Raw genomic sequence first — 25,048 nt, forward strand, 5'->3', positions numbered from 1 at the left:
CTAATTATCAATTACTTAAAGTTGGTTCGTTTCTTGTAGTAGTTATATTGAATTTAACAATTTAATAGGTAACTGCCATGACAAATTTAGCCAATGCAAAAGAACATAAAATTGTATCAATCCCAAATGACTTTTCAGGTTTTACCGTAGATGGGTTTAAAGATGAATTCGAAGATCTCGTTGATATGGGTACTGATTTTATTGTCTTAGATTTTTCAAAAACTGAATTTATAGACTCTTCAGGTATAGGTGCTATTGTTTTTCTATATAAGAGAATAGAGAAAAAGAGCCACAAGTTATCTTTGCTTAACGTTACAGGTCAGCCGTTTAAACTAATGAACTTACTTCGAGTAGACAAAACGATTCCATTTATTGATTCAATTTAACGGTTTGAAGGAGAGGAATATGAAAGCACACATTTTTATCATCATAACTTTATTTTTAAGTGGGTGTGCTTCTTGGCCTGATGAAGGACAAGGAGGTTGGGCTGAAAAATACCAAAATTATCCATTAAGTGATGAGCAAAGTGATAACAACTTTGCACAACCGCAAGATGTAGTACGAAGTGAATTTGAACATCTAGTTTTAAAATTAGAGCTTCTAAAATCACAAGATATTAAGGCATGCATGCCTGCTCAACTTTTAAAGGCGCAAATTTACGAAAACCGTATTCGTAGGCTTATTACGGCGAACATGTGGGAAGATGCAGAGCATGATTTACTTATTCATTATCATGGTCTTAATCAATTAACAAATCACTTTGATACAGTGCAAAAACTCACTAATTGTGCAGTTTCAGCAACGTCAAAACCCACCTTGTTTAGCGTTAAAAAACAGGTGTCTGATTTGCTAAACAGTGACAATCAATTTGCTTTTAAAGAGTTCGAAATTACGCCTAAATACGCAGTAAGACTTGCACAAGCTGCTGATTTAACAAAGCAATTAAATAGTATTTCGATTTTGCTTGTGGGTCATACTGATTCTGTTGGCGAGATGAATAGTAACTACGAACTTGCTTTAAAAAGAGCGGAAACCGTTAAGCATTGGCTGGTGGTATATGGTGTCCCTATGCAAAGCATTACAACACTGACACAAGGCAGCTTAAAGCCTTACAGTGAGCAGACTCAAACCAACAGTGTACGCCACTCAGATAGACGTGTAGAGGCAATCGTACTCGACGCTAACAATAAGAATTTGCAAGACAACAAAGCGAAAGCGCTTGTTAGTTGGACCAAAATTATTAAAAGCAAACAGGAGTAAGTTATGAAATATTTATTGACGGTTGCTTTATTACTTTTTTCATTGAGTGCCTACGCTACCAATGATAATACTGACTCAGTAGTGCAGGTGGGAAACAAATTGTTTTTGTATATTCCAGGTGAAGCTGAATTTAATACCGCCTTTGAAGTCGATAAAAAAGGCCAAATTAATCTTCCCGAAATAGGCCAATTTAATGTGGCTGACAAAACCACTTCGCAAATTGAATTAGAATTGACGCCAGTACTTGCAGCGCTATTTGTTGCGATGGATGATTTTTATATAGAAATACGCAGCAGAGATATTCTTATTAATGTGCTGGGTTACGTAAATACTCCTTCGCAAGTTAGTATTCCAGATGATGGCAATATTCAAATGGTGATTGCTAAGGCGGACGGTTTAAAACCGGGTGCGCAATTAGACAGAATGCAAATAAGACGCGGTGATGAAGTTATTGAATTTGATTATAAAGCGTACTTAGATTCCGGTAATATTGGGCTATTACCTTTACTGAGAAGTAAAGATACGGTGTTTGTGCCTGTATCACCTTTGCTGGGCAATGTTCAAATTGATTTTGATGCACAAACGCTCAGTGCAACGGGTGATGCCAGCGACAGTAATGCGGTCACCATTTTAGGTGAAGTGCATAACCCTGGCAGTTTTTCATTCAAAGCAGAAATGACCATCTTAGATGCACTTATGCGCGCAGAAGGCGTTACTCGCTATGCTGATGTGACTAAAATTAGAGTCATTATAGATAAGTCCCCGGTTATTTTTGATCTAAAAGCTTACTTAGATAAACCAGCAAATAGCAATATGCAGCTACTGCAACCAGGCTCTACCGTGTATGTGCCTATTATGGTAGATGATGTAAATACAACTTCTCGCACCGTATATATTATGGGTGAAGTTCAAAAACCAGGCGCGTATGAAGCAGCCGACAGCACTAATTTTTTAGATATTTTAGCTAATGCGGGTGGCCCTACACGTTTTGCAGAAACACGCCATATAAAAATATTAACTCCAGAAGGCGAAAGTATTGTATTTGATTTGCAAGGTTACAGTGAAGGCACCGTTACAACCAAAGTTCCAGATTTAAACCCAGGCGATGTTATTTTTGTGCCAGAGAAAACAGACGTCAATGAAAAAAGTTGGCTTAAAATCCCCACTAAACGCGCTATAAAAATTATAGGTGCAATCCAGTCTCCTGGTCGTTATGAGTGGAGTGACGAAATGGACTTTACTGACTTACTTGCTCATGCCGGTGGACCAACAAAAGGTGCCAATATTAACGATATAAAAATATTGCGCAATGGCGACGTTACACAGCGCTTTGACCTTGAAAAATATACGATTACTGATGGAGATACGGCGTTACCAAATTTAGTTGCTGGTGATACGGTAATCGTCGAAGAACTACCCGTCGATCCGTCGGATAATAAATCTCAGTGGATACGTCAAGAATCGAGTAAATCTATTTATATCATGGGGCAGGTCGGTGCTCCAGGGCGTTATTCGTTTAACGAAAATATGCATTTTATTGATATTTTAGCCGCAGCAGATGGGCCAACAGGCGCGGCTGATATTCGTAACATTCGAATAACTCATCGTAATGGTAATCGCGCTAAAGTGAGTAAATTAGACTTGGCCATGTATTTCGAAACAGGCGACGAAACCTTGTTCCCTAATGTTTTACCTGGCGATACCATTTTTGTACCTGAAAAAAACAAAGACTGGCTGCGCACACCTAAAGAGCGAGTAGTACGTATTATGGGCGCTGTGCAAAAACCGGGTAGATATAATTTTGACGATACTATGTCTATTTTAGATGTACTAGCAGAAGCTGGCGGGCCTTCTAATTCGGCATTAATTGATAAGATAGTTGTGGTTAACCATTCATGTTGTAAAGAACAGTCTCGAGTATTTGATTTAGAAGCGTTTATTAAATCTCCAAATTCAGCAAATATTCCAGTATTAAGAGCTGGCGACACGCTATACATACCAGAAAAAGGCCAGGATTTATTAAGCCAATTTAAAGATAATTTCTTAGATGTTATTACCATACTTGCATTAGTGGTGGGCTTATGAAATTAATACCAAAGCAATATCATGAACTAGAAGTAATATGTAATACCATGATTGATCACAATGCGCGTTGCATTACTTTTATATCGCTATCTGGCTCGGAGGGGTCGTCTAGTGTTTGTGTAAGCGTAGCCAAACGATTACAAAGCCAACACAAGTCTGTGTTAATTATCGATTTAAATCCTATCAATACATTTTGTTTAGACGATAAACTACCTACAGCGTGCAATCCATGGCGATTTGATGATATTTCATGTCAGCTAGGGGTAACTAATTACGAAGGGATCAGTTTATTGGCAATACAAAACCTTGCAGCCATCGAGCCCGCAAAAAATAAGCATGTATTAAACGATGCCGTAGCACGGTTAAAGCAAGAATATGACTATATTTTAATTGATATGTCACCCGCATTAAAGCGTAATAGAAATAATGTGCCGCTGCACTCATTAAGTATTTGTAGCGAATTAACATTTGTTACAGTTGCGCTGGGTATTAATGATGAAGAGTCCCTGTGTAAAGGGGTTCGTGAATTAAAACAAGCAGGGCATGGCAATATTAAAATTTTAATAAGCCAGCACAATTTTGCGCCACTGGGTGAGCGTATAGTCAAACTTTTAGAAAAGCATGCCGTTAAATGGCCTAAGTTATCTTCACGTATTAAGGCAAAAATTATTAAACAACGATGGCTATTTGGGCATCATTGAGGATGTTATGGATATATTATTTGAAAGACGTTTTGAATTACTATGGCCAACATTGAGCGAAATACGCCTAGTGCTCAAACATGTTTTAAGAGCCCTTAATGTAAAAAAAGATGAGGTCGATGCAGCAGGATTGGTGGCAACAGAGTATTTAACTAATTTAATTAGACACAACCAAGGCTCTGAGCATCATATTTTACTGCGCATTAGTCAGTCTAGTAAAGAGAGTTATAGGCTCACCTTTATAGATGAACTAACCCCTTATAATCTCTTTAAAAATAACAATTCATCTTGGACAATAGACTCAGGTGCGTTAGTAGAAGGGGGCATGGGCGTTGAACTCATTCGTCATTATTTTAAAGATGCAGACTATGTAACTAAAGAAGGTAAAAACTTTTTTTCCTTTCCATTAAAACACATAGACAGACGCCCTACGGTTATTTATGTTGATGATGATGTAACGCAGCTTGCCTTAATGAGTGCGTACTTGAAAGAGCAATTTCAAGTGATTGCTTGTGAAAGTATTGAAGCCGGATGGCAAGCTATTTTAACTGCCGATGCGAGAATTTTATTACTCGATCATAAATTAAAAAATGGCACGTGTGAGCCTCTTTTAGAAAAACTCAATAAATCTAATTTAAAGTCGCAGCTCTCTGTGGTGATGCTAACAGGTGATGATAGCGAAGAAGTTATTCATAAAATCAACCGATTAGGTGTTGATGACTACCTAATTAAACCGGTTAAAAAAAATAAACTGCTGCAGAGTATTGAGCGTGTAACGCATCGCTTTGCCTATTTATCTTATCAAACAACGTTTGAGTCAACGCCATCTAAAATCCATCTACAAAACGATAAAACCGCTCATATTTTTGGTTCTATTAGTTTAGGCAATGGAGGTGACTTCTTTATGCCTATTAACGATGAATGCAGTGCATTTGTACTCGGTGATATGATGGGACATGGGCTGCAGGCACTCAAAGAAAGTTTTGCTATTAAAGGGTTCATAAGTGGCTTTTTAGCCACAGGGCTCCCTTATCAAAATATGCTAGCAGCACTCAATAACGCGCTCTATAAGCAACAGCTTTGCAAATCTAGCTTAGTGACACTCGCAATTTGTTTTATAAATAATAATAAAATGTTTTGGTTAAATGCGGGACATCCGCCCCCCGTTGTTGTCCGTAAAACAGGAGAGCTCTGCCAACTCACAGGAACAGGGCCATTATTAGGCCTTGCTAAAGATCATAACTATACCCTTTATGAAACGGCGCTGGATGATGTAGAGCATATTTTACTTTATACCGATGGTTGGACTGAAAATCGCTTTACCGATAAAGATGAGATAAGTGAGTTGAACAAAATAATACCGAATGAGTATCAGTCCAAAGATGAGTTTGCTCATACATTATGGCAAAACTCACAAGTGACGCTTTCAAAAGAAATTGATGATGCGTCACTGATTGTAATTAATTGAATTTGCTTTAATTAACATTCTATAGTTAAATCATTAGTAATATAAATTTGTGTTCTAAACATCGTCGACTTGCTAACAGGGAATGAACAATGCCACCAACTGTATTAATTGTTGAAGATACTCAATCTCTTGCAATGCTTTATCAATCTTACCTATTACCAACGGGTGTAAACACACTTGTGGCAAATGATGGTGCTACGGCTATAGATATTATTAATAAAGTGCACCCCGATTTAATTGTGCTTGATGTTATGTTACCAGACATGAATGGGCTTGATATTTTAGCTACATTAGAACCCGACAACTGTCCTCAAGTTGTTGTGTTAACTGGTCACGCCACTAAAGAAATGGCGATCCAAGCAATAAAATTAGGGGCAAGCGACTTTTTAGAAAAACCAATTGAAGCCGATCGTTTTAGAATCACCGTTAATAATGCACTTAAGATTAAAAACCTTAAGCAAACGGTTACTCAATATAAAAACAAATACGAAAATGGTAAATATTTTGATTTGATTGGTAGTTCAAAACAAATGCAATCTGTTTATCAGATCATAAGTTCTGCTTCTGTGAGTAAAGCGACAGTATTTATTACAGGTGAAAGCGGCACAGGCAAAGAGCTATGTGCTCGTGCTGTTCACCAAGCATCTAACCGCGCTAATCAACCTTTTGTAGCTCTAAACTGTGCCGCTATTCCTAAAGATTTAATTGAGAGTGAAATTTTTGGACACTTAAAAGGTGCTTTCACGGGAGCAATTGCTAATCGGGTAGGGGCTGCGGGGCAGGCTAATGGCGGTACATTATTTTTAGACGAACTTTGTGAAATGGATATAAATTTACAAAGTAAACTGCTTCGCTTTATACAGACAGGGAGTTATCAGCAAGTTGGCAGCGAAAAAGTAGTCAAAGTGGATGTCCGGTTTGTTTGTGCAACCAATAGAGATCCGCTTGTTGAAGTAGAAAACGGTCGATTTAGAGAAGATTTATACTACAGATTACATGTTATACCTATTGAATTACCGCCACTAAGAGAGCGTGGTAAAGATATAATAGAAATAGCCGAGGCTTTATTTGTTAAAATAGCAAAAGATGAAAGCCATCCATACAAAGAAATATCAGAGGATGTAAAACAGCTATTAATACAATACAGTTGGCCTGGTAATGTAAGGCAATTGGAAAATGTGATACGTAATGTATTAGTGCTTAATCCTGAGCAATACATAGATATTGATATGATCCCTGCATTACCAGAAAACACAAAAAAAACGCCAGAGCGAGAAACGATTAATTCAACTACGCAGCTAATGGCGGATACGACCTTTGATTTGCCTAATACACAAAATAATATAAAAGCATTGTGGCTTGCTGAAAAAGAATACATCGAGCATGTTATAAAAATATGTTCATCAAATATACCAAAAGCGGCATCATTACTCGATGTTAGCCCCTCCACACTTTATCGAAAAATTAAAAGTTGGGAAGAAATTCAGTAACATCTTGACCTGTATAGGCTTGTTGAAGTAATAAAAATTGTTTCTTTCCAGAAAATCGTTCATCGAGCATGTTATAAGCATTATCTAGCATCTTTAATTTTTGAACGTTAGGTAAAAGTAGCAATTGTTCGATGCGTTTTTGGCAGTCATTAGCATTTCCTTCTGGCATTAAAAAGCCCGTTTTACTGTCCTCGATGATACTTGGTATAGCACCGACAGAGCTGCTTATAATAAATTTTCTCTGGGACATAGCCTCAAGTAATGTCATGGGTAAACCTTCTTCTCTAGAGCAAATAAGCAACACATCTATTTTCTCCCAGATAGCGCCACGATCAGTGAGTCCATGGTAAAGAAGATTATTTAAAACGGGTATGTCACTTTGCAAAGGACCTTGTCCAAATACATGAAATTCAACGCCTTTATTTTGCTGCATGTTTTTCGCTAATTGAAAGAATATATCAGGGCCTTTTTCAAATGATAGCCGACCAACAAAGCCAATCCTCATTGGTTTATTTAAGTTATTAGGGGGAATGTATTTAGTGTGCTGTAAAGAAATAAAATTTTCCATTAGGTGTGCGTTTCGAAGTGTATCTTTTATTTTATTTGAGACCGCAAAGTTTGTAGAAAGAGCACAAAGCCATCGGTCTAATTTATTATAAAGTTTTACTTTACCAGTGCCGGCCTCACCAGCATGAAATGTGCTAATGCAGCGTTTATTTGTAACTTTGCAGGCTATACGGCCCAATATTCCCGCTTTATAGCCGTGGGTATGAATAACGGTTTGGTTGTTAAAACCGGATAATTTTTTGAGCAGGCTGTTAATATTTCCTTGCAAAAAATCATACGATATGTTTTCTTTGTCTAGCATATCGTAAAAGCCTTGATTACAGTGATGTTTATAAAACAAAATAGAACACTTGATGTGGTTTCTGCTTAGTAATTTTGACAATTCAACTAGATGGGTTTCAATACCGCCAATCATAGAAGAGTCAACAAGTAAAACAACGTTATAATTCATAATTAACTCCAAAAGAAAGATATGATTGATAAAGCAATAATCGAACAGCTAAAAAAGGATGTTGGCAACGAATTAGCCGTTGAGCTATTAAAAACGTTTGTCAACGAATCAAAAAAAACAGTGGCTACCCTAATTAGCGAAAATGAGCGTAGTGAAATAGAAATGAGTGCTCATAGTCTTAAAAGCAGCTGTTACAGTTTTGGTGCATCAGATTTAGGTGATACGTGTAAACAGATTGAAGCGCTAGTTAAAGTAGAACATTCTCAAAAAGATCTAAACACCTTATTAAAAACAGCCGATGAGCAAAGTAAAGTTACCTTCAAAAAACTAGCAACGATTATTGAAAACATTCAAATTTGAGTATTAAGCTGAATTGGCATTTTAAGTAATGCCGAAAAAACATTTTCCAGCTCATTAATATCATGCAAATGTTCTTTGGATTGCATTATCTGTTTACCGTCATGTAAAATTTCCTCAATTGCGCTAGGGGGGATACTTAAATCGTAAATTTTTACCCCTAGCTGTGCTTGTAACCAGTCTATTCCTGCTGTGCGTGTATGTTTCATGACGCTATTTTCTGTTTGTGTATTTTCGATAAAAATACGACACGCAGATGTTTGTTCAATAGCGATTAATATTTCGTTTACTAAAAAAGCGGGCATAACGCTTGTAATAATACTGCCAGGACCAATTATTATTAAATCTGCCGCTAAAATAGCATCAACGCATCCAGGCGCTGCAGGCACATTTTTAGATAAATAGACTTCTTTAGGTAAAGTATTGAGTGCATCTATTGCACATTCTCCAAACACTTCTTCGCTATTATTAAGCTTAGCAACGAGATCGGTGGGGACTTCGGTCATTGGCAAAATGGTTTCAGAATTACCTAACATCGCATTAAAGTAAGCAATAGCCTGTGTGGGTGACTTTGTGATCTCTGTTAAGCCAAGTAGGGTTAAATTGCCTAAGCAATGTCCATCTAATGGGCCCTGAGTGAAACGATGCTCGTAAATTGAGTTAAAAGCAGAATCTTCTCCTGCAAGTTGTAAGCAACATCGTCTAATATCACCAAGCGCGATACAGTCTTGAGATGCCCTTATCTTTCCTGTACTTCCACCATTATCTGTTGTTGCAACGATTGCAGTTAAACTACTACACATTGGTTTAATAGCGCTTAAAACTTGCGCTAATCCATGGCCACCACCTATGCACACTATTTTCATTATTATGCCTTTGTGTTTTATTTAGTCTGCCTTTTAGTAAGCATGAAACATTCCAAAAAGATAAGTTGATTAACGTAATGATTTATAGTGATTTTTATCCTATATTAAATCAAGTACAGAAATATTAAGCTCGCTTTTTGCAAAACGCGATGCATTTTGATGAGGAAAACAGTTATGGGACATACCGAGCAGCTCTCTATGTCTGAGTTACAAACGTACTTAATGGATTTAGCACATTGTGAAGACGAGAGTGATGTATTCCAACTATTGGCCTCTTTATTACAAGACAAGCTGGAATTTGAAGACTGTATTGTTTTAAATAGATATAAAGATCGTTACTACGAGACAATTGCAGCGACAAATGCTGTATTTCATGCTGAGTCATGGCCTGAATGCCAGTTATTTTCAGAAGCACTCGAAAAAGGGTGTGTTCTTTCTAAATGTCCACTTCAAGAACTAGAATTCGCGCTTTTAAACTGTATTGATAAGGTGAGCCTTAAAAATTCGCTGGTAATAAGTATTGATTCTGTAGGAGGGCAGGGCTTATTTATATTCACTAATGTGGGCATTTCAAATTGTCATAATATTTTAAATACCGCCACAATGAAAATACTACTACAGCAAGTCTATTTTACGTTTATTAATCAAGTTAAATTACAAAAACAAACACTTAAATCACTGTCAATGATCAATAAGTTCACTACGTTATCGACCCTTTTTAAAGAGCTAGGGACCGAGTGGTTTTGGCGTTCAGACACTTCAATGTTGTTTAAAAGCGTTAATAATATTGAAACAGTTGGTAATATTTATACTGAAAAGTTTGTTGGTAACAGCATCGAGAGTTTGATTACTAAAAGTGAACAACTTAATGTTGATAAATGGCGTGATTTCAATCAAATAATCGAAAACCAAGAGGATTTTTATAATTTTGAATTTGAGGTGACCTCAGTCCAAGACTTTTGGGTATCTTTTAGTGGGAAACCTCAATTTGATGAACAAGGATATTTTGCAGGTTATTTGGGGCTTGCTAAAAACATAACAGTGTCGAAGGAGAGAGAAGCTGCTCTTCAAACTGAAAAATTAAAAGCTGAAGACGCGAGTAAAACTAAATCAAAATTTTTGAGTGTGATGTCCCATGAGATAAGAACACCTATTCACGCTGTAATGGGCATGATAGAGCTACTACTTGATACTAAGCTCACTCCAGAGCAACAACAGCTAGTTAACTATGCAAACTCAAGTACCGAAATACTCTATGGTTTAATTACTGATGTGCTCGATTTTTCTAAGATAGAATCTGGCACCGTGTCATTTATTAGTAAACCATTTAATATTAAGCTCTTAAGTGAAAATATAGTGGGTCAGCTTAATATTATTGAAAAGTCGGATGATATCCTTTTTACAACTAACATTGATGAGAATATTCCTAAATATGTTGTGGGTGATGAATACAGGTTAGGGCAAATACTTTTTAACGTGATTGGCAATGCATTTAAGTTTACTAAGCATGGCCAGATTACTTTGAATGTTAATCTTTTTAATGAGCAACTAATTTTTGACGTCAAAGATTCAGGTATTGGTATTGCAAAAAAAAATCTAGAACTAATATTTCAACCCTTTAGTCAAGTAAACGACAGTATTAACCGAAAGAGCGAAGGTGTGGGCTTAGGCTTAAGTATTTCAAAAAACTTACTTGAACTGATGGGCGGTGAAATAACCCTTGAGACTCAACTTGGGCTGGGAAGTAAATTTACTATTAGCATCCCGTTTAAAGAGGCTAAAGACAGCGAAAACACACATAGCGTAATACAAAAACAAGCGTCGTTATCGATTTTAGTTGCCGAAGACAATAAAACTAATCAAGTACTAATTAAAGCCTATTTAGAAAAACTAAACCATAAAGTAACGCTTGCTAATGAGGGACGCGAAGCAATTGAGTTATTCAAACGTAAAAAGTTTGACCTTGTGTTAATGGATATAATGATGCCTATCATGGATGGTTTATCTGCTGCAGAATATATTCGAGATGAATTGATTAGCGACATACCAATTTATGCCTTAACAGCAAATGCAGAGAAAGATAATAAAGCGTCTTGTTTTAAAGTAGGTATGAATAAAGTATTAACAAAGCCAATTAAATTTCAAGCGTTACAAGAGGCACTATCTGGTGTCTATCCAAGAGGATAAACTAAAAATTGATATATTCAAAGGAGCCTGCAATATTCTCTGTATAATATCTGAGCTATTTTAGAGCGCTTTAAACGAAGTCCTAAGGAGTTTTATAGAAGCCGCGCGTTTAATCTTGGATTGTTCTTATGTGTGCTCATCTGCAAAAAGTTGCTCAATTAGTTCAAGAATCATTGAAAATGGTCGGATCAACGATTGTATCTATTGAGAGTAATAACTGATTTAGAAACGAATTAATGAAAGCTATTCTTCACGAGCTAAATTTCAGTAATCCGGCGGCAATCACTGACCATTGGAACGGGCAATAAAGAGTAGGTAGTGCTTTTTCTTTGGATTTATTATTACTTTAAATTGGTACGACTGAGTGGGTTTTAATCACTGACCCTTGGACTGGGTGATCAAGAGTGGGTAGTGCTTTTCTTTGATTTTTATTATTTTGAATTGGTACGACCGAGTGGATTCGAACCACCGACCTCTACCATGTCAAGGTAGCGCTCTAACCAGCTGAGCTACGGTCGTACAATTTTTTTAGGATTCTTAAATGTTGGTACGACTGAGTGGATTCGAACCACTGACTCTTGGAGCGGGTGATCAAGAGTAGGTAGTGCTTTTTCCTTCAGATGTACTTTTATTTAACTTAAATGTTGGTACGACTGAGTGGATTCGAACCACCGACCCCTACCATGTCAAGGTAGTGCTCTAACCAACTGAGCTACAGTCGTATTACTATTTAAGTAAGTTGCTAATTACTTAACAACGGCGCTAATATATAGCGTGGCGGATGGTGAATCAAGCAAGTTTATCGTTTTTACGTTTATTTGCCGTTTTTTTATTCATATTGGACTGATTTCACACGTTTTATAAAATTTTTGCCACCAAACCGCGTGATCTACTGCGGAGTTTTTTAATTGATTTAATAAATTATTAGGTGAATCATCTTTAAGTAAATTATTAATTTGCTTACTGGTTACGGTTTCTTCAAACCAAAGCTGGTTGTAAAGCGGTTGTAATACCTCAAGGTATCCGGTGAGTTGTGCTTGGTAGGGTTGAATGTGTGTTAAGTAATATTTTTGAAATACATTGCTCATTATTTTAGCTTCTTTTTTATTTTTACCTGTTGGGCAAATGTGGTCGAAGCTTATTGTTTTTATAAACTGAGTTGCGCTGTTATTAAGTACTATTTGTTGCCTAGCGGATTGAATAAGTGCTTGATTAAATCTGTATTTGTTAAGTTGCTCTAATGCATTAAATAAACTATCAGTTTTAATTTCACTAAATTGTTGAGATTTGATGCGTTTTTTTATAGCAACAAGCTGTGTAAGCGCCTCAACGGTGTCGCTAAATCCTGCTGGGTGTGTTGAAAGCTCATTAGATGTAAGTAACCAAGTCCGATTGAGCTCAGGTTCTTTAAATAACATGCTATTAAAGTAATGGATTAGATGTGTTTGTTTTTGATTTTTAGCATCATTTATTTTTTTATAAGTGGAGGTATTATCATCAAGCGTATTTAAGCAATTATCAGCGCTTTGAATAAAATTTATTTGATACTTTAATTGGCTCGCCGCCGTGGCTGTTTTTCCAAGTTGATTATTGTGCTCGCTTATAAGCACATTAAGTTCGCAGTGGGTAAGTCCTGCAAGTTCAACAATGCTTACGGTAATTTTATCCTCGCTAACGGTCGTCGGTTTTATGAGTTTAAGTTGTTCAAGCGGTGTTGCTGTAATCGAGGAGGTGTTAAGGGTACTGCTTAAGCGCGCCGTGTAGGTATTATTTATTGAACTCGGTGCTTTGCTGCAATTTACAAGTACAAAAGCACTCACTAGCAGCAACATAACGGCTGGTAGTGAGTGTTTAATTGTTAATTTACTCAGTAATGAATGGTTCACGTTTAAAGCGCTTATTTACTGTGAGCATCAACAATACAGCGGCAACGGTTAGTCCGACTATTATTCCGACCCAAAAACCGTGTGGCCCCATTGCTGGCACTATTATATCTGTTCTTGCCAATACGTAACCTAAGCTAAAGCCGATTAACCAATACGATATAAAAGTGATATACGAAATAGGCGCTGTGTATTTTAAACCACGTAATATACCGTTTGCGGCTACTTGCAGAGCATCAGGTAGTTGATAAACACAGGCTAAAATCATGATAGAGGTAGCAAGGGCAATTACTTCGGGACTATCTGTGTACAACTGGCTAATTAAATCACGACCTGTAAATGTAATAAGTGCTAAAAACAGTGCGATAACAATTGCTAAAATATAGCTGGTCGACACGGCGACTCTTAATTGCTTTAAATGATTTTGACCATATAAATTACCAATACGAATACTAATAGCGATAGAAAGGCTTAGCGGCATCATAAACAATAATGTAGTTACACTGGCTGCTATTTGATGACCAGATACAGCTACAGCGCCTAAATGCGCTATAAATAGAGGGATACAAGCAAACAAGGTTACTTCAAAAAAGGTAGCTAATGAAATTGGAATACCTAATTTTGTAATAGTAGCAATGGTGGTTAAATTTGGTTTTTCAAATGGAGTAAGCAGGCTTTTAGCATCTACTTTTTTACTTAGTTGGCAGTAAGTGACTTGTGCTATAGCCATAACCGTTAAAACAATGGCTGTTGCAATACCACAACCCGCGCCGCCGTAGGCAGGTAAGCCAAATAACCCATTTATAAAAATATAATTTACCGGAATATTTACCGTTAAACCCAGCAAGCTTATGTAAAAAGCGGGTTTGGTCATACCCATGCCTTCGGTCATGTTTCTGTAAGTGGTAAAAATTAAAAAGCCGAACACACCCCATTTAACAAAATGAATGTAGTCAAAAGCAAGGCTTGCAATTGCAGGGCTGGTATCGAGCCTTAATATAATCATGTCGGCTAAATAAGTGATACCGAACCCCGCAGCACTTAATAGTAGGGTTAAGTAAAGGGCTTGTTGAAAATAATGGCTAATACCTTTTTTGTCATTCGCGCCTGCACACTGGGCAATGATACCGGTGAGCGCTAATAAAATGCCTTGTAATGCAAGCAATAAAGGATTCCAAATACCTGTGGCGATAGACAGCGCCGCTAAATCTGTAGGACTTACTTGGCCGGCCATAATTGTGTCGACCACCGACATTAAAACAAGGGTAACTTGAGCTAAAAAAACAGGAAGAGCAAGAGAGAGTAAGCGCTTGGCTTCCCAATTACAAAAGGTCATAAAAACAGCTATTAAGTAAAACAGGCCGCAATTGTAATCTATTGTGTTTCAAATAAAAATCACAGTAGTGAATGATTTTATAAGTTGATACGTTAAACTATCACTTTGTAATAATTTAAAGTGATTTTATGTTTACAGGAATAGTGCAAACACAAGCAACAGTGGTTTCTAAAACGCAAACCGACGGCGTTTTACGGTTAGTTATATCGGTAAGCGATGAATACGTTAAGCATCTAGATTTAGGCGCAAGCATTGCTATAAATGGCTGTTGCTTAACTGTTGTGCAAGTTGAGCTAGGTAATCATGACGTGGTCGCGCAAGTACATTTTGATGTTATTGACGAAACGCTCAAGTTAACCAACCTAGGCTTGCTTGAGCTGGGGAGTTTAGTTAACTTCGAACGCTCAGTAACGTTTGGTACTGAGCTTGGTGGGCATATTGTGTCTGGGCATATTCATTGTACGTCAAATATATCTCAAATAGTTAAGCTTGAGAACAACTGTAAAATTCAACTGAGTTTGCCAAAAGAGTGGCAAAAATATGTGTTGTATAAAGGCTTTGTATCTATAAATGGCGCAAGTTTAACGGTGGGTGAGGTTGACGAACAAGGCTTTTGGTTACACCTAATACCTGAAACACTCGCTATTACTAATATTGGTGCAGCGCAAGTGGGTAATAAGCTAAATATTGAAGTTGATCAGCAAACTTACACTATTGTAAACACGGTAGAAAACTACTTACGCCATCAGAGTTAGATTTATACTAAAATATTTGTTCGTCGTCGCTGTCTACATGTAACTCTAATTTATTGTTAGCATGATCTATATGCATATTTAAATGAATTGGGTTACAGCAGGCAGCGCAATCTTCAATGTAGTCCTGATCGCCCATGCTTGCGTCTAGATCTAAATGAATGTGGTGTCCACAGTGTGGACAAGCGATTCGTTGTGATAAAAAGTTTTTCATAATCACTCCAATTACAGATAGCTTAAGCAGAGTTTGAAATTTATTTTATTCTAACCATGGCTTAATGACGTAAAACTGAACTCCTTAGAACCCTTTAAATATAGTCTGTTTGGCGTGTTATGACAGTTTATTTACACCTATTGCATAAGCTTTTCTATATGTTGTTTAGCTTCAGTAAGATAGTGACCAGCAAAAATATTGGCGTGATTTAAAATTGGATACAACTGGTAAACTAATTTACGTTTATGATAATTTTTTGAAAGAGGGTATTGCTGATCATAGGCGGCATAAAAATCGTCAGGTAGTGGAGCAAATAGCTCACTCATTGCAATATCGACTTCCCGATCACCATAATAACATGCAGGATTAAATAGGCTGGGCATTGTGCTTACAAAGCCCATATTACCTCGCCAAAAGTCACCATGCAGTAGCGATGGTGTTACACGATGACTATGAAGCTGCTCTTTTACAGTATTTATTAAGCGCTCGGGTTCAATAAAACGAATACCTTTTTCAGCGAGTAGCTGCAGTTGCCAGCCAATACGTTCTTCGGCATAAAACACATCCCATTTTTTATGCCATCTATTGGGTTGTACTGTGGTTGCTAAGTAATTATCAACATCAAAACCGAACATTGCTTGATCGTGTTTTTGGTGCATATAAGCGAGGTTTTTCCCCATATCATTCCATGTTGAGTGGGGCTGTTGATCAAGCTTTTGCCATTGCGTAACAATAAACGAGAACTCTATGTTTGCACCCGTTACAATACAGTCAGGAATTATAAAATGGCTATTTTGCGCGAGAAGCTTTAAACCAATAGATTCACTTTCTAATCGGTCAAGTTCACTTTTTAGCGCTATTTTCACTAAAAAATTATGCGTATCGTTGGTAAGATGAAATAGTTTGTCTGTATTGGTGCTTTGTAATTGGCGCTTATAGGTGTGTTTGAAGTCATCATTAATGGCAATACTGATGTGCTCGTTGACTGTTTTCCACATAACAATCGCTCGTCTTTTGAACAGATACTTAAACTATGGCAAAAAGGGATTAATTTAACAATCTAAACGTTGTAAAATTAATAGCTAACTGCATAAAAATTGCACTTAATTAAATGGAGTAAAAATGAACAAAAGTTTAATAACCAATTTGCTAGCGGGTTTATTTGTTGTTGCGGGTTTTATACTCGATCAAGCAATTGTGTTATCTGTTGGTTTATTTGCACTTTCGGGCGCGGTAACTAATTTATTAGCTATTCATATGTTGTTTGAAAAAGTCCCTTTTTTATATGGATCCGGCGTAATCGCGCTTAAGTTTGAAAGCTTTAAAAGTGCCATAAGAAACTTAATATTAACGGAGTTTTTTTCAGAGCAAAAAATTAATAATCTACTAAATAAAGCACAGCCAAATATCGACTTTGAACCCATAATCAGTCATGTTGATTTAAATCCGGCATTCGACAATTTGTTAGAGGTAATAGAGCAATCTCAGTTTGGGAGCATGCTTAGCATGTTTGGCGGTACTGCTGCAATAGAACCAATGCGTGAGAAGTTCATTGAAAAAATGCAACTATCGCTTGGTGAAATATCTCAAACTGACAACTTTAAAGCCCTTGTTACCCAAACGATTTCGCAAGGTAATAGCGCAGAAGGTTTACACAATACAGTGCTTAAATTAGTGGATGAGCGATTAGATGAGCTAACCCCTAAAATGGTTAAAGAGATTATTCAAACCATGATCCGCGAGCACCTAGGCTGGCTTGTCGTGTGGGGCGGTGTGTTTGGTGGGTTATTTGGTTTAATCGCGGCCGTGATTTAAGCACAGGCTGAGCTATCAAATAATGCTATTAAAAGTATTTTATAGCTACAAATACCAATTTTGTTAAAAACATCATCATTCTATCGCATTAAATAGCGCCCTCACTGCGTTAAAAATTATTCGTGTAGAATAACTGCACGTCATAATTCTCGCCTTATTATTGCGCTATTTTCTTAGCGCAATAATAGATCACTAATTTAATGCAATTGGTATAACTTATTTTTTCAGGCTGTTATTATCGCCCCCATAATTTAGTCGTGTTTTTTAGGAGTAACGGTGAGTAAAACGTTAGCCAGCTATTATCAACAAGCGTATGCCTGTGATCAGCAACATTTTAACCAGTGTTTTTATTGTGGCTGTGAAGCAACAGAGCGCGATCATTGTCCGCCTTTGCATATGCTGCAAAGCATTGTTGATTTAGGCGAGGAGGCTGATTTTATATCCATTCCTGCCTGTTATGAGTGTCATGCACTTTTACATAACGAAAGGTTAATGACCATCGACGAGCGCTTTACTAAAATGAAAAAAAAGCTTGCCACTAAATACGCTAAACCACTGCGTGTTTATAATATGTGGGAGGAAAGCGAGCTTGGCGACATGAGCGATGAGTTTGCCCATAGTATTCAAGCTGGTATGAAATTAGGCAAAGAAGCGGCAGAGCGTTTGGCTTTTACTGGTTTTAGCTATGCGACAGAAGATGCCAAGGTGGCAGTACGAGAAAAAACAAAAGAGTTTGATGTAGAAGGTATGATATTTACCGACTTTAAAGAAGCGTTAAATTACTGCATCAATGATTTAAACGTACAGAAAAGTGATTTTTATAAGATCTTGGTTGAAGACTACCAAGGCGATTTTAATAAAGCACTGAGCCAGTATCGTCATCGCCATGACAAAGTCACGGCAGCTAAAGATGGTAATACACTTATTAAAGACTTTTCTAAATTGCACAAGCAAAATTCTGATTTTGTAACACGTACGGTTAAGCATTTTATTGCTAAAGATCCGTCGCTTACAACCGAAGGAGCGCTTGAAAAGCTGTATAACAATTATATAAAAAAATAATCACAGAAATTCACCTTAATTAACTGCGTTTTCACCTGTTTTTTTGGCTTTATGGTTTAGCTTTCGTTAAAGTAGCAAAAAAACAGGAGAATCAAACAACATGCAAAAATTTGCTCCCTCTTTATTAGCAGTTGGCTTAGCCGCTGCACTTGTAGGTTGCCAAGAAAACGGCCCGCAAGACGATAAAATAACAATCAATAAAAACCCTTATCCAAGTACTTATCAGCCAGTTGCTACATCAAGCACATTAATTACCAATGCAACCGTACTAACAGGTACTGGTGAGCGTTTAGATGATGCTGATGTATTGCTTGTTGGCGGTAAAGTACAACAAGTAGGTAAAGATTTAACTGCCACTGCTGATATTACAATTGATGCGCAAGGCAAGTGGGTAACACCAGGTATTATTGATGTACATTCACACTTAGGTGCATACCCAAGCCCGTCGGTTGAGTCGCATCAAGATGGTAATGAAATGACCAGTCCTAACACTGCTGAAGTGTGGGTTGAGCATTCTGTTTGGCCACAAGATCCAGGTTTTAATCGTGCACGCGAAGGCGGTATTACATCACTGCAAATTTTACCTGGCTCAGCTAATTTATTTGGTGGACGAGGGGTTACACTTAAAAACGTACCATCGCATACTATGCAAGGTATGAAATTTCCTGATGCGCCATATGGTTTAAAAATGGCGTGTGGCGAAAATCCAAAACGTGTTTATGGTCGTCAAGGCGTATTACCTTCAACGCGTATGGGTAACATGGCTGGCTATCGCATGGCGTGGGCTGAAGCGAGTGAGTATAAGCGCGCATGGGATAAATACGATGCCGATTATGAAGCCGGTTTAAATCCAGACGCTCCAATGCGTGATATTAAACACGATACCCTGCGCGGCGTGCTTGAAGGTGAAGTACGTATTCACAACCATTGTTATAAAGCTGAAGAAATGGCAATGATGATTGACCTATCAAAAGAGTTTAATTATCACGCAGGCACTTTTCATCACGGTATTGAAGCATATAAAATTGCTGACTTACTTGCCCAAAATGGCTCGTGTGCTGCACTTTGGCCAGACTGGTGGGGCTTTAAAATGGAAGCCTACGACATGGTTCAAGAGAATGTTGCCATTGTTGATGCGGTTAAGAACTCGTGTGCAGTTGTCCATTCAGATTCTGACACAACGATCCAGCGCTTAAACCAAGAGGCCGGCAAAGTTATGTTCCGTGCTAACGAAAACGGTTTTGATATTTCTGAGCAACACGCGATTAAATGGATCACGGCTAACGCTGCTAAGTCACTAGGTATAGATGACAAAACAGGATCGCTTGAAGCGGGTAAGCAAGGCGATGTTGTTATATGGAATCAAAGCCCGTTTAGTGTTTATGCTAAAGCTGAACAAGTGTTTGTTGATGGTGCAAAAGTTTACGATAGAAACGACAGCGCTTTTCAAGCAACAAGTGATTTTATGTTAGGTCAACAATAAGGAGCTCCCAGAATGAAAAATTTATCACGTTCGTTTTCGCTTTCTCTGGTTGCTGCCGGATTACTGGCATCAGGTGCTATAAGCGCACAATCGTTAGCAATTATTAACGCAACATTGCACACGTCTACCGAGCAAGGTGTACTAAAGTCGGCAAGCATTGTTATGACGGATGGCAAAATCACCGCGATTAATCCAAGCGAAATTAACGCTGACACAATTATTGACGCAAAAGGTCAAATTGTAACGCCAGGCTTTATTGCAAGTGCAAATCAGCTAGGGCTTGTGGAAGTTGGCGCTGTTGCCGGTTCGCGCGATGCTGGCGATGACAAAGCTGATATTGACTTTGATGTGAGCCTTGCTTTCAATCCACATTCGAGCTTAATTCCTTATGCACGCAAAGGCGGTATTACACGCGATGTTATTACTCCGCATGGTGGTGATAGCATTTTTGCAGGTCTTGCAAGTGTGGTTGATTTAAGTGGCAGTTTTGATAGCAACATGCAAAAACAGGCTGCTTTAATTGTGTACTTAGGTGAACGAAGTAAAGGCTCTCGTGCTTTTACTTTGCAAACACTTATTAATAAGCTTGATGAACACAAAACCAAGGCAAGCAAAAAAGCTAAAAAAGACGACGATAAGCCAAGTACGGAAGATAAAGTAATGGCTAAAGTCCTTAGCGGCAAAATGCCATTAGTTGTAGGCGTTTCTCGTGCAGCAGATATTGTTGAGCTTATTAAAGTAAAAGAGCAATTTGGTATTAATCTAGTCCTTAATGGCGCACAAGATGCGGTTGTTGTTAAAGAGCGTGTTGCAAAAGCAAATATTCCAGTAATTATTAGCGCAATGGATAGCTTACCAGCAAGTTTTGATTCACTTCATGCTAGTTTATATAATGCAGGCATACTTGAAAAAGCAGGCGTTAAAGTATTATTAACAGTAGGTGGCGATGCAAGTCACAACATGTATCAATTACGTTTTGATGCGGGCAATGCCGTATCGTACGGTATGAGCCAGCAAGGTGCGTTAAAAGCGGTTACATCAAACGTTGCTGATGTGTTTGGTATAAATGCAGGTAGCCTTGAAGTAGGTAAAGCCGCTGATGTAGTTATGTGGAGTAACGACCCGTTTGAACTGAGTAGCCACGTGAGCAAAATGTTTATTAATGGTGAAGAGATCTCTACACAATCTCGCCAAGATAAACTGCGCGACCGTTATACGACTGATTCTAAAATGCCACGTGCATACACTAAATAACTAATATATCTTAACTATTGAAAGGCCGCTATTTTATAAATAGCGGCCTTTTTGTTTGTAAAATTTAGACAAAAAAGCCGCTTACTTTTACAAGTAAGCGGCTTTTAAGTTTAAACCAATATTTATACTAATTTAGCAAGAATATCGTTAAATGTAGTGCTTGGACGCATTGCTTTAAAGGCCGCATCATCGTTAGGCTGGAAGTAACCACCTAAATCAACTGCAGGGCCTTGCGCATCGTTAAGCTCACTTACTATTTGCTCTTTGTTAGACTCAAGGTCGCTAGCAATTTGCGTAAACTGTGCTTTAAGTTCACTATCATCATTTTGCTTAGCAAGTTCTTGTGCCCAGAACAAAGATAGGAAGAAATGAGAACCACGGTTATCAATTTCTTTCACTTTACGTGAAGGAGACTTGTTTTCTGCTAAGAAAGTACCTGTTGCTTTATCTAGTGTATCAGCAAGCACTTGTGCCTTGTTGTTACCCGTAGTTACGCTTAGGTGCTCAAGTGATGCAGCAAGTGCTAAAAATTCACCTAAAGAATCCCAACGTAAGTGGTTTTCTTTTTCGAATTGTTGAACATGCTTAGGTGCAGAACCACCTGCGCCAGTTTCAAATAAGCCACCGCCGTTCATAAGTGGAACAATTGAAAGCATTTTAGCACTCGTACCCAACTCTAAAATTGGGAATAAATCGGTAAGGTAATCGCGTAACACGTTACCTGTTACAGAAATGGTGTCTTTACCTTCTTTAATACGCGCTAATGAGAACAATGTTGCTTCAAGCGGTGCTAAAATTTGAATCTCTAGGCCAGATGTATCGTGATCTGCTAGGTATTTATTTACTTTTTTGATTAGCTCAGCATCGTGCGAACGATTTTCGTCTAACCAAAAAATAGCTGGAACGCCTGTTGCGCGTGCACGATTTACTGCAAGCTTAACCCAATCTTGAATTGGTGCGTCTTTAACCTGACACATACGCCAGATATCGCCTTGCTCAACACTGTGTTCAAGTAATGTATTGCTATTTGCATCAACAACACGGATAGAACCGTTTGCTTTAGCTTCAAACGTTTTATCGTGTGAACCGTATTCTTCCGCTTTTTGAGCCATCAGGCCAACGTTTGGCACGCTACCCATTGTAGTTGGGTCAAACGCGCCATTTTCTTTACAAAAATCAATAGTTGCTTGGTAAACACTAGAGTAACAACGATCTGGAATTACAAAGCTGGTGTCTTGTAATTTACCATCGTTATTCCACATTTGACCGCTTGAACGGATTGCAGCAGGCATAGAGGCATCAATGATCACGTCACTTGGTACGTGTAGGTTTGTAATACCACGATCGGAGTCAACCATAGCAATAGCAGGGCGGTTAGCGTAAACAGCTTGAATGTCTGCTTCAATTTCTTCACGCTTAGCATCATCTAATGTTTGAATTTTAGAATATACATCGCCTAAACCATTATTTACATCAACACCAAGCTCTTCAAAAAGCTCACCGTGTTTAGCAAATACATCTTTGTAGAATACTTTAACAGCGTGACCAAAGATGATTGGATCAGATACTTTCATCATTGTCGCTTTCATATGAAGCGAGAATAAAACACCTTTTTCTTTAGCAGCATCAATTTCAGCCGCTAAAAAAGCTTGAAGCTTAGAAGCACTGATACTTGATGCATCAATAACTTCGCCAGCTAAAAGAGGTGTGCTTTGTTTAAGTACAGTAACGTCGCCGTTCGTTGCAATATGTTCAATACGCACATCTGTTGCAGCATCAACAGTCACTGATTGCTCAGAACCAAAAAAGTCACCGTCGCTCATGCTTGCAACGTAAGACTGAGAATCTTTGCTCCACGCACCCATTGAATGTGGGTTGTTACGTGCATATTCTTTTACAGAACCTGGCGCGCGACGATCTGAGTTACCTTCACGTAATACTGGGTTTACTGCACTGCCTTTAATTTTGTCGTAAGCAGCTTGAATTGCTTTTTCTTCATCATTTTTAGGTTCAACAGGGTATTCTGGAAGCGCGTAACCTTTTGCTTGAAGCTCTTTAATTACGGCGCGAAGCTGTGGTACAGATGCACTGATATTTGGTAATTTGATGATGTTCGCTTGTGGTGTTTTAGCAAGCTCGCCAAGTTCAGCAAGTGCATCACCAATACGTTGTTCTTGTGTTAAATAATCAGGGAAGCTAGCAATTACACGACCTGCTAATGAAATGTCGCGAGTTTCAACTTCAACACCCGCCGCATTTGTATATGCTTGGATGATAGGTAGCAACGAATAGGTTGCTAGTGCCGGCGCTTCGTCCGTTTTTGTATAGATAATTTTTGATGTCATCATCATTCCTAGATAGTAGACCTTAAAGGCCTTATTCAACAATGCAAAGAAAGTCATTACTTTTTCAATACCACAATTATTAAACGTCTAATAAAAAGGGCATTTAAGTAATGAATAGTTTGTTAGGTGTTGGTACTCATAATTGCTTTTTTATAAAGCGAATAGTCACACCTGACCAACTGATACGATATTTATAGCTAAAAAAGCAATAAAAACAAATTAGCCTTTAGCATAAGCTGCGCTTTGTACTAAATGGCCTGCTTAATTGTTATGTTTATATGTTGTTTTGAGCCCCAAGAGTGTAACAAGCTTGAATAAAAAGGGCTAGGTCTTGAAACTGCGAGTATGTATATAAACAGATCTCAGTTAGAACATTGGGGTATATAAAATAAATTCAAGTAAAAGGGTTGAATTTACACAGAATGAGGCAATTAATAGAGGTAGAAGAAATGAGATGAGTGTGGGTAAGGGAATTAAGCGAGGATCTTAAATAGGTCACTCGCTTTAGTCGAAAGAATTACAGTTACACAATAATGTCGCCATCAGGGGCAATATTGGTAGCGTGTAAGCCCTTAGGGCCTTGTTCTAATTCGAAAGTTACATCTTGACCAGCTTTAAGTGTTTTATAACCGTCCATTACAATTGTTGAATAATGGGCGAAAATATCATTCTCACAGCCGTCTTCTACGATGAAACCAAAACCTTTAGCGTTGTTAAACCATTTAACTTTACCGCAAGCCATACTTCTACATCCTTCAATAAGTTGACTAATTTAGTTAATCTAAATTGTATAATTTGCTAGACTGATTAAGGTTTAATCAATCTAAGGTTGACTGTAGTTTATTTAGACAGTCAGTCAAGTTTTTTGAGTTATTTATTTAACATTTAATTTATTTTTTATTCAAGTTTGCTTGAGTTACAAAGACAAGACTATATTTACTTATGAGTGGAATGAAAGATTCAGGTGTAATAGACACCGTTCGCGATAGTGAAAAGCAAAAGCTACAGCCACCGCGAAAATACAAAGTTGTTTTAAATAACGACGACTACACGCCGATGGACTTTGTGATAGAAGTTTTAACGACGTTTTTTAATATGGATAGCGATAGAGCAACTGACGTGATGCTTCAAGTTCACGAAAAAGGTAAAGGCATTTGTGGTGTTTATAGCGCCGATGTGGCCCACACCAAAGCTGAACAAGTTAACCGCTATGCGCGTGATAACGAGCATCCACTGCTTTGTAGTTGTGAGCAGGAATAAATACCAATTTTATTAAAAGCATGACCATTTTAGCGGATTAAATAACTTATTAACTTCGTTAAAAATTATACATATAGAACAATTATATTTGTAATTTTTGCCTTATTACTAAGCTATTTCCTTAGCGCTATAACAGGCCACTAATTTAATGCAATTGGTATAAATACCGATTAGGGTGATCAATCATCCGATTGTTGTGGTATAAATTATTA

Annotated in this window: 22 protein-coding genes and 2 tRNA genes; 14 read left to right on the forward strand and 10 right to left on the reverse strand. The window is 37.7% G+C overall.

Annotation, left to right across the window (positions count from 1 at the left end; all coding sequences use genetic code 11):
* Nucleotides 1-77 precede the first annotated feature (77 nt).
* From ACJJVZ_RS10025 to ACJJVZ_RS10050, 6 genes are all read left to right on the forward strand, one after another.
* The gene (locus ACJJVZ_RS10025) at nt 78-386 is read left to right on the forward strand and encodes an STAS domain-containing protein (RefSeq protein ID WP_077537708.1); all 309 of its coding nucleotides are present in this window, start codon (nt 78-80) and stop codon (nt 384-386) included.
* 19 nt (nt 387-405) lie between these two features.
* Nucleotides 406-1,260, forward strand: a complete 855-nt coding sequence (locus ACJJVZ_RS10030) for an OmpA family protein (protein WP_405600127.1) — start codon at nt 406-408, stop codon at nt 1,258-1,260.
* 3 nt (nt 1,261-1,263) lie between these two features.
* On the forward strand, nt 1,264-3,345 hold the full coding sequence (locus ACJJVZ_RS10035; protein WP_405600130.1) for an SLBB domain-containing protein: 2,082 nt from the start codon (nt 1,264-1,266) through the stop codon (nt 3,343-3,345).
* Nucleotides 3,342-4,046 (forward strand): ParA family protein, encoded by a 705-nt coding sequence (locus ACJJVZ_RS10040; RefSeq protein WP_405600132.1) that lies wholly within the window; start codon nt 3,342-3,344, stop codon nt 4,044-4,046. The genes ACJJVZ_RS10035 and ACJJVZ_RS10040 overlap by 4 nt, the downstream gene beginning before the upstream one ends.
* 7 nt (nt 4,047-4,053) lie before the next feature.
* Nucleotides 4,054-5,514: a SpoIIE family protein phosphatase gene (locus ACJJVZ_RS10045; protein WP_273047066.1), complete on the forward strand. Its 1,461-nt coding sequence runs from the start codon at nt 4,054-4,056 to the stop codon at nt 5,512-5,514.
* Nucleotides 5,515-5,603: 89 nt separating this feature from the next.
* A complete protein-coding gene (locus tag ACJJVZ_RS10050; RefSeq protein ID WP_405600135.1) occupies nt 5,604-7,004 on the forward strand; it encodes a sigma-54-dependent transcriptional regulator in 1,401 nt (466 codons plus the stop codon).
* Here ACJJVZ_RS10050 and ACJJVZ_RS10055 read toward each other — a convergent pair.
* A complete protein-coding gene (locus ACJJVZ_RS10055; RefSeq protein WP_405600137.1) occupies nt 6,979-8,022 on the reverse strand; it encodes a glycosyltransferase family 4 protein in 1,044 nt (347 codons plus the stop codon). The genes ACJJVZ_RS10050 and ACJJVZ_RS10055 overlap by 26 nt on opposite strands.
* Nucleotides 8,023-8,043: 21 nt before the next feature.
* On the opposite strand from ACJJVZ_RS10055, the gene ACJJVZ_RS10060 reads away from it, so the two are divergent.
* The gene (locus ACJJVZ_RS10060; protein WP_405600139.1) at nt 8,044-8,382 is read left to right on the forward strand and encodes an Hpt domain-containing protein; all 339 of its coding nucleotides are present in this window, start codon (nt 8,044-8,046) and stop codon (nt 8,380-8,382) included.
* Here ACJJVZ_RS10060 and yvcK read toward each other — a convergent pair.
* Entirely contained in the window at nt 8,373-9,245 is an 873-nt protein-coding gene (gene yvcK, locus ACJJVZ_RS10065; protein WP_405600142.1) for a uridine diphosphate-N-acetylglucosamine-binding protein YvcK, read from the reverse strand. The two genes, ACJJVZ_RS10060 and yvcK, sit on opposite strands and share 10 nt — an antisense overlap.
* A gap of 174 nt (nt 9,246-9,419) precedes the next feature.
* Between yvcK and ACJJVZ_RS10070 the strand changes: the two genes are divergently transcribed.
* Entirely contained in the window at nt 9,420-11,432 is a 2,013-nt protein-coding gene (locus tag ACJJVZ_RS10070) for an ATP-binding protein (RefSeq protein ID WP_405600145.1), read from the forward strand.
* A gap of 442 nt (nt 11,433-11,874) precedes the next feature.
* Here ACJJVZ_RS10070 and ACJJVZ_RS10075 read toward each other — a convergent pair.
* From ACJJVZ_RS10075 to ACJJVZ_RS10090, 4 genes are all read right to left on the reverse strand, one after another.
* Nucleotides 11,875-11,951, reverse strand: a tRNA-Val gene (locus ACJJVZ_RS10075).
* A gap of 126 nt (nt 11,952-12,077) precedes the next feature.
* A tRNA-Val gene (locus ACJJVZ_RS10080) sits at nt 12,078-12,154 on the reverse strand.
* Between the two features lie 111 nt (nt 12,155-12,265).
* A complete protein-coding gene (locus ACJJVZ_RS10085) occupies nt 12,266-13,318 on the reverse strand; it encodes a DUF3080 family protein (protein ID WP_405600147.1) in 1,053 nt (350 codons plus the stop codon).
* The gene (locus tag ACJJVZ_RS10090) at nt 13,296-14,651 is read right to left on the reverse strand and encodes an MATE family efflux transporter (RefSeq protein ID WP_193155225.1); all 1,356 of its coding nucleotides are present in this window, start codon (nt 14,649-14,651) and stop codon (nt 13,296-13,298) included. Before ACJJVZ_RS10090 ends, ACJJVZ_RS10085 begins: the two co-directional genes overlap by 23 nt.
* Before the next feature lie 128 nt (nt 14,652-14,779).
* Here ACJJVZ_RS10090 and ACJJVZ_RS10095 point away from each other — a divergent pair, with 128 nt between their 5' ends.
* Nucleotides 14,780-15,406 (forward strand): riboflavin synthase subunit alpha, encoded by a 627-nt coding sequence (locus ACJJVZ_RS10095; protein ID WP_405600151.1) that lies wholly within the window; start codon nt 14,780-14,782, stop codon nt 15,404-15,406.
* Nucleotides 15,407-15,413: 7 nt separating this feature from the next.
* Here ACJJVZ_RS10095 and ACJJVZ_RS10100 read toward each other — a convergent pair whose 3' ends face one another.
* A complete protein-coding gene (locus ACJJVZ_RS10100) occupies nt 15,414-15,617 on the reverse strand; it encodes a CPXCG motif-containing cysteine-rich protein (protein ID WP_077537721.1) in 204 nt (67 codons plus the stop codon).
* Between the two features lie 137 nt (nt 15,618-15,754).
* The gene (locus ACJJVZ_RS10105; RefSeq protein ID WP_273047083.1) at nt 15,755-16,615 is read right to left on the reverse strand and encodes a fructosamine kinase family protein; all 861 of its coding nucleotides are present in this window, start codon (nt 16,613-16,615) and stop codon (nt 15,755-15,757) included.
* 124 nt (nt 16,616-16,739) lie between these two features.
* Here ACJJVZ_RS10105 and ACJJVZ_RS10110 point away from each other — a divergent pair, with 124 nt between their 5' ends.
* The 4 genes from ACJJVZ_RS10110 to ACJJVZ_RS10125 all read left to right on the forward strand — a co-directional run bounded on the left by ACJJVZ_RS10110 (nt 16,740) and on the right by ACJJVZ_RS10125 (nt 21,231).
* On the forward strand, nt 16,740-17,432 hold the full coding sequence (locus ACJJVZ_RS10110) for a DUF445 domain-containing protein (protein WP_405600154.1): 693 nt from the start codon (nt 16,740-16,742) through the stop codon (nt 17,430-17,432).
* A 276-nt stretch (nt 17,433-17,708) separates the two neighbouring features.
* On the forward strand, nt 17,709-18,494 hold the full coding sequence (locus tag ACJJVZ_RS10115; protein ID WP_193155229.1) for a hypothetical protein: 786 nt from the start codon (nt 17,709-17,711) through the stop codon (nt 18,492-18,494).
* Between the two features lie 100 nt (nt 18,495-18,594).
* Entirely contained in the window at nt 18,595-19,977 is a 1,383-nt protein-coding gene (locus tag ACJJVZ_RS10120) for an amidohydrolase (RefSeq protein WP_077537725.1), read from the forward strand.
* A 12-nt stretch (nt 19,978-19,989) separates the two neighbouring features.
* Entirely contained in the window at nt 19,990-21,231 is a 1,242-nt protein-coding gene (locus tag ACJJVZ_RS10125) for an amidohydrolase family protein (RefSeq protein WP_405600158.1), read from the forward strand.
* 122 nt (nt 21,232-21,353) lie between these two features.
* Here the strand turns inward: ACJJVZ_RS10125 and ACJJVZ_RS10130 are convergent, their stop codons facing one another.
* The gene (locus ACJJVZ_RS10130) at nt 21,354-23,576 is read right to left on the reverse strand and encodes an NADP-dependent isocitrate dehydrogenase (protein WP_405600161.1); all 2,223 of its coding nucleotides are present in this window, start codon (nt 23,574-23,576) and stop codon (nt 21,354-21,356) included.
* Nucleotides 23,577-24,099: 523 nt separating this feature from the next.
* Nucleotides 24,100-24,318: a cold shock domain-containing protein CspD gene (gene cspD / locus ACJJVZ_RS10135; RefSeq protein ID WP_077537728.1), complete on the reverse strand. Its 219-nt coding sequence runs from the start codon at nt 24,316-24,318 to the stop codon at nt 24,100-24,102.
* Between the two features lie 209 nt (nt 24,319-24,527).
* Between cspD and clpS the strand changes: the two genes are divergently transcribed.
* A complete protein-coding gene (clpS, locus tag ACJJVZ_RS10140) occupies nt 24,528-24,836 on the forward strand; it encodes an ATP-dependent Clp protease adapter ClpS (RefSeq protein ID WP_007585109.1) in 309 nt (102 codons plus the stop codon).
* Nucleotides 24,837-25,048: the final 212 nt, after the last annotated feature.

The organism is Pseudoalteromonas sp. Ld19 (assembly GCF_045064135.1).
GTDB classification, from domain to species: domain Bacteria; phylum Pseudomonadota; class Gammaproteobacteria; order Enterobacterales; family Alteromonadaceae; genus Pseudoalteromonas; species Pseudoalteromonas aliena.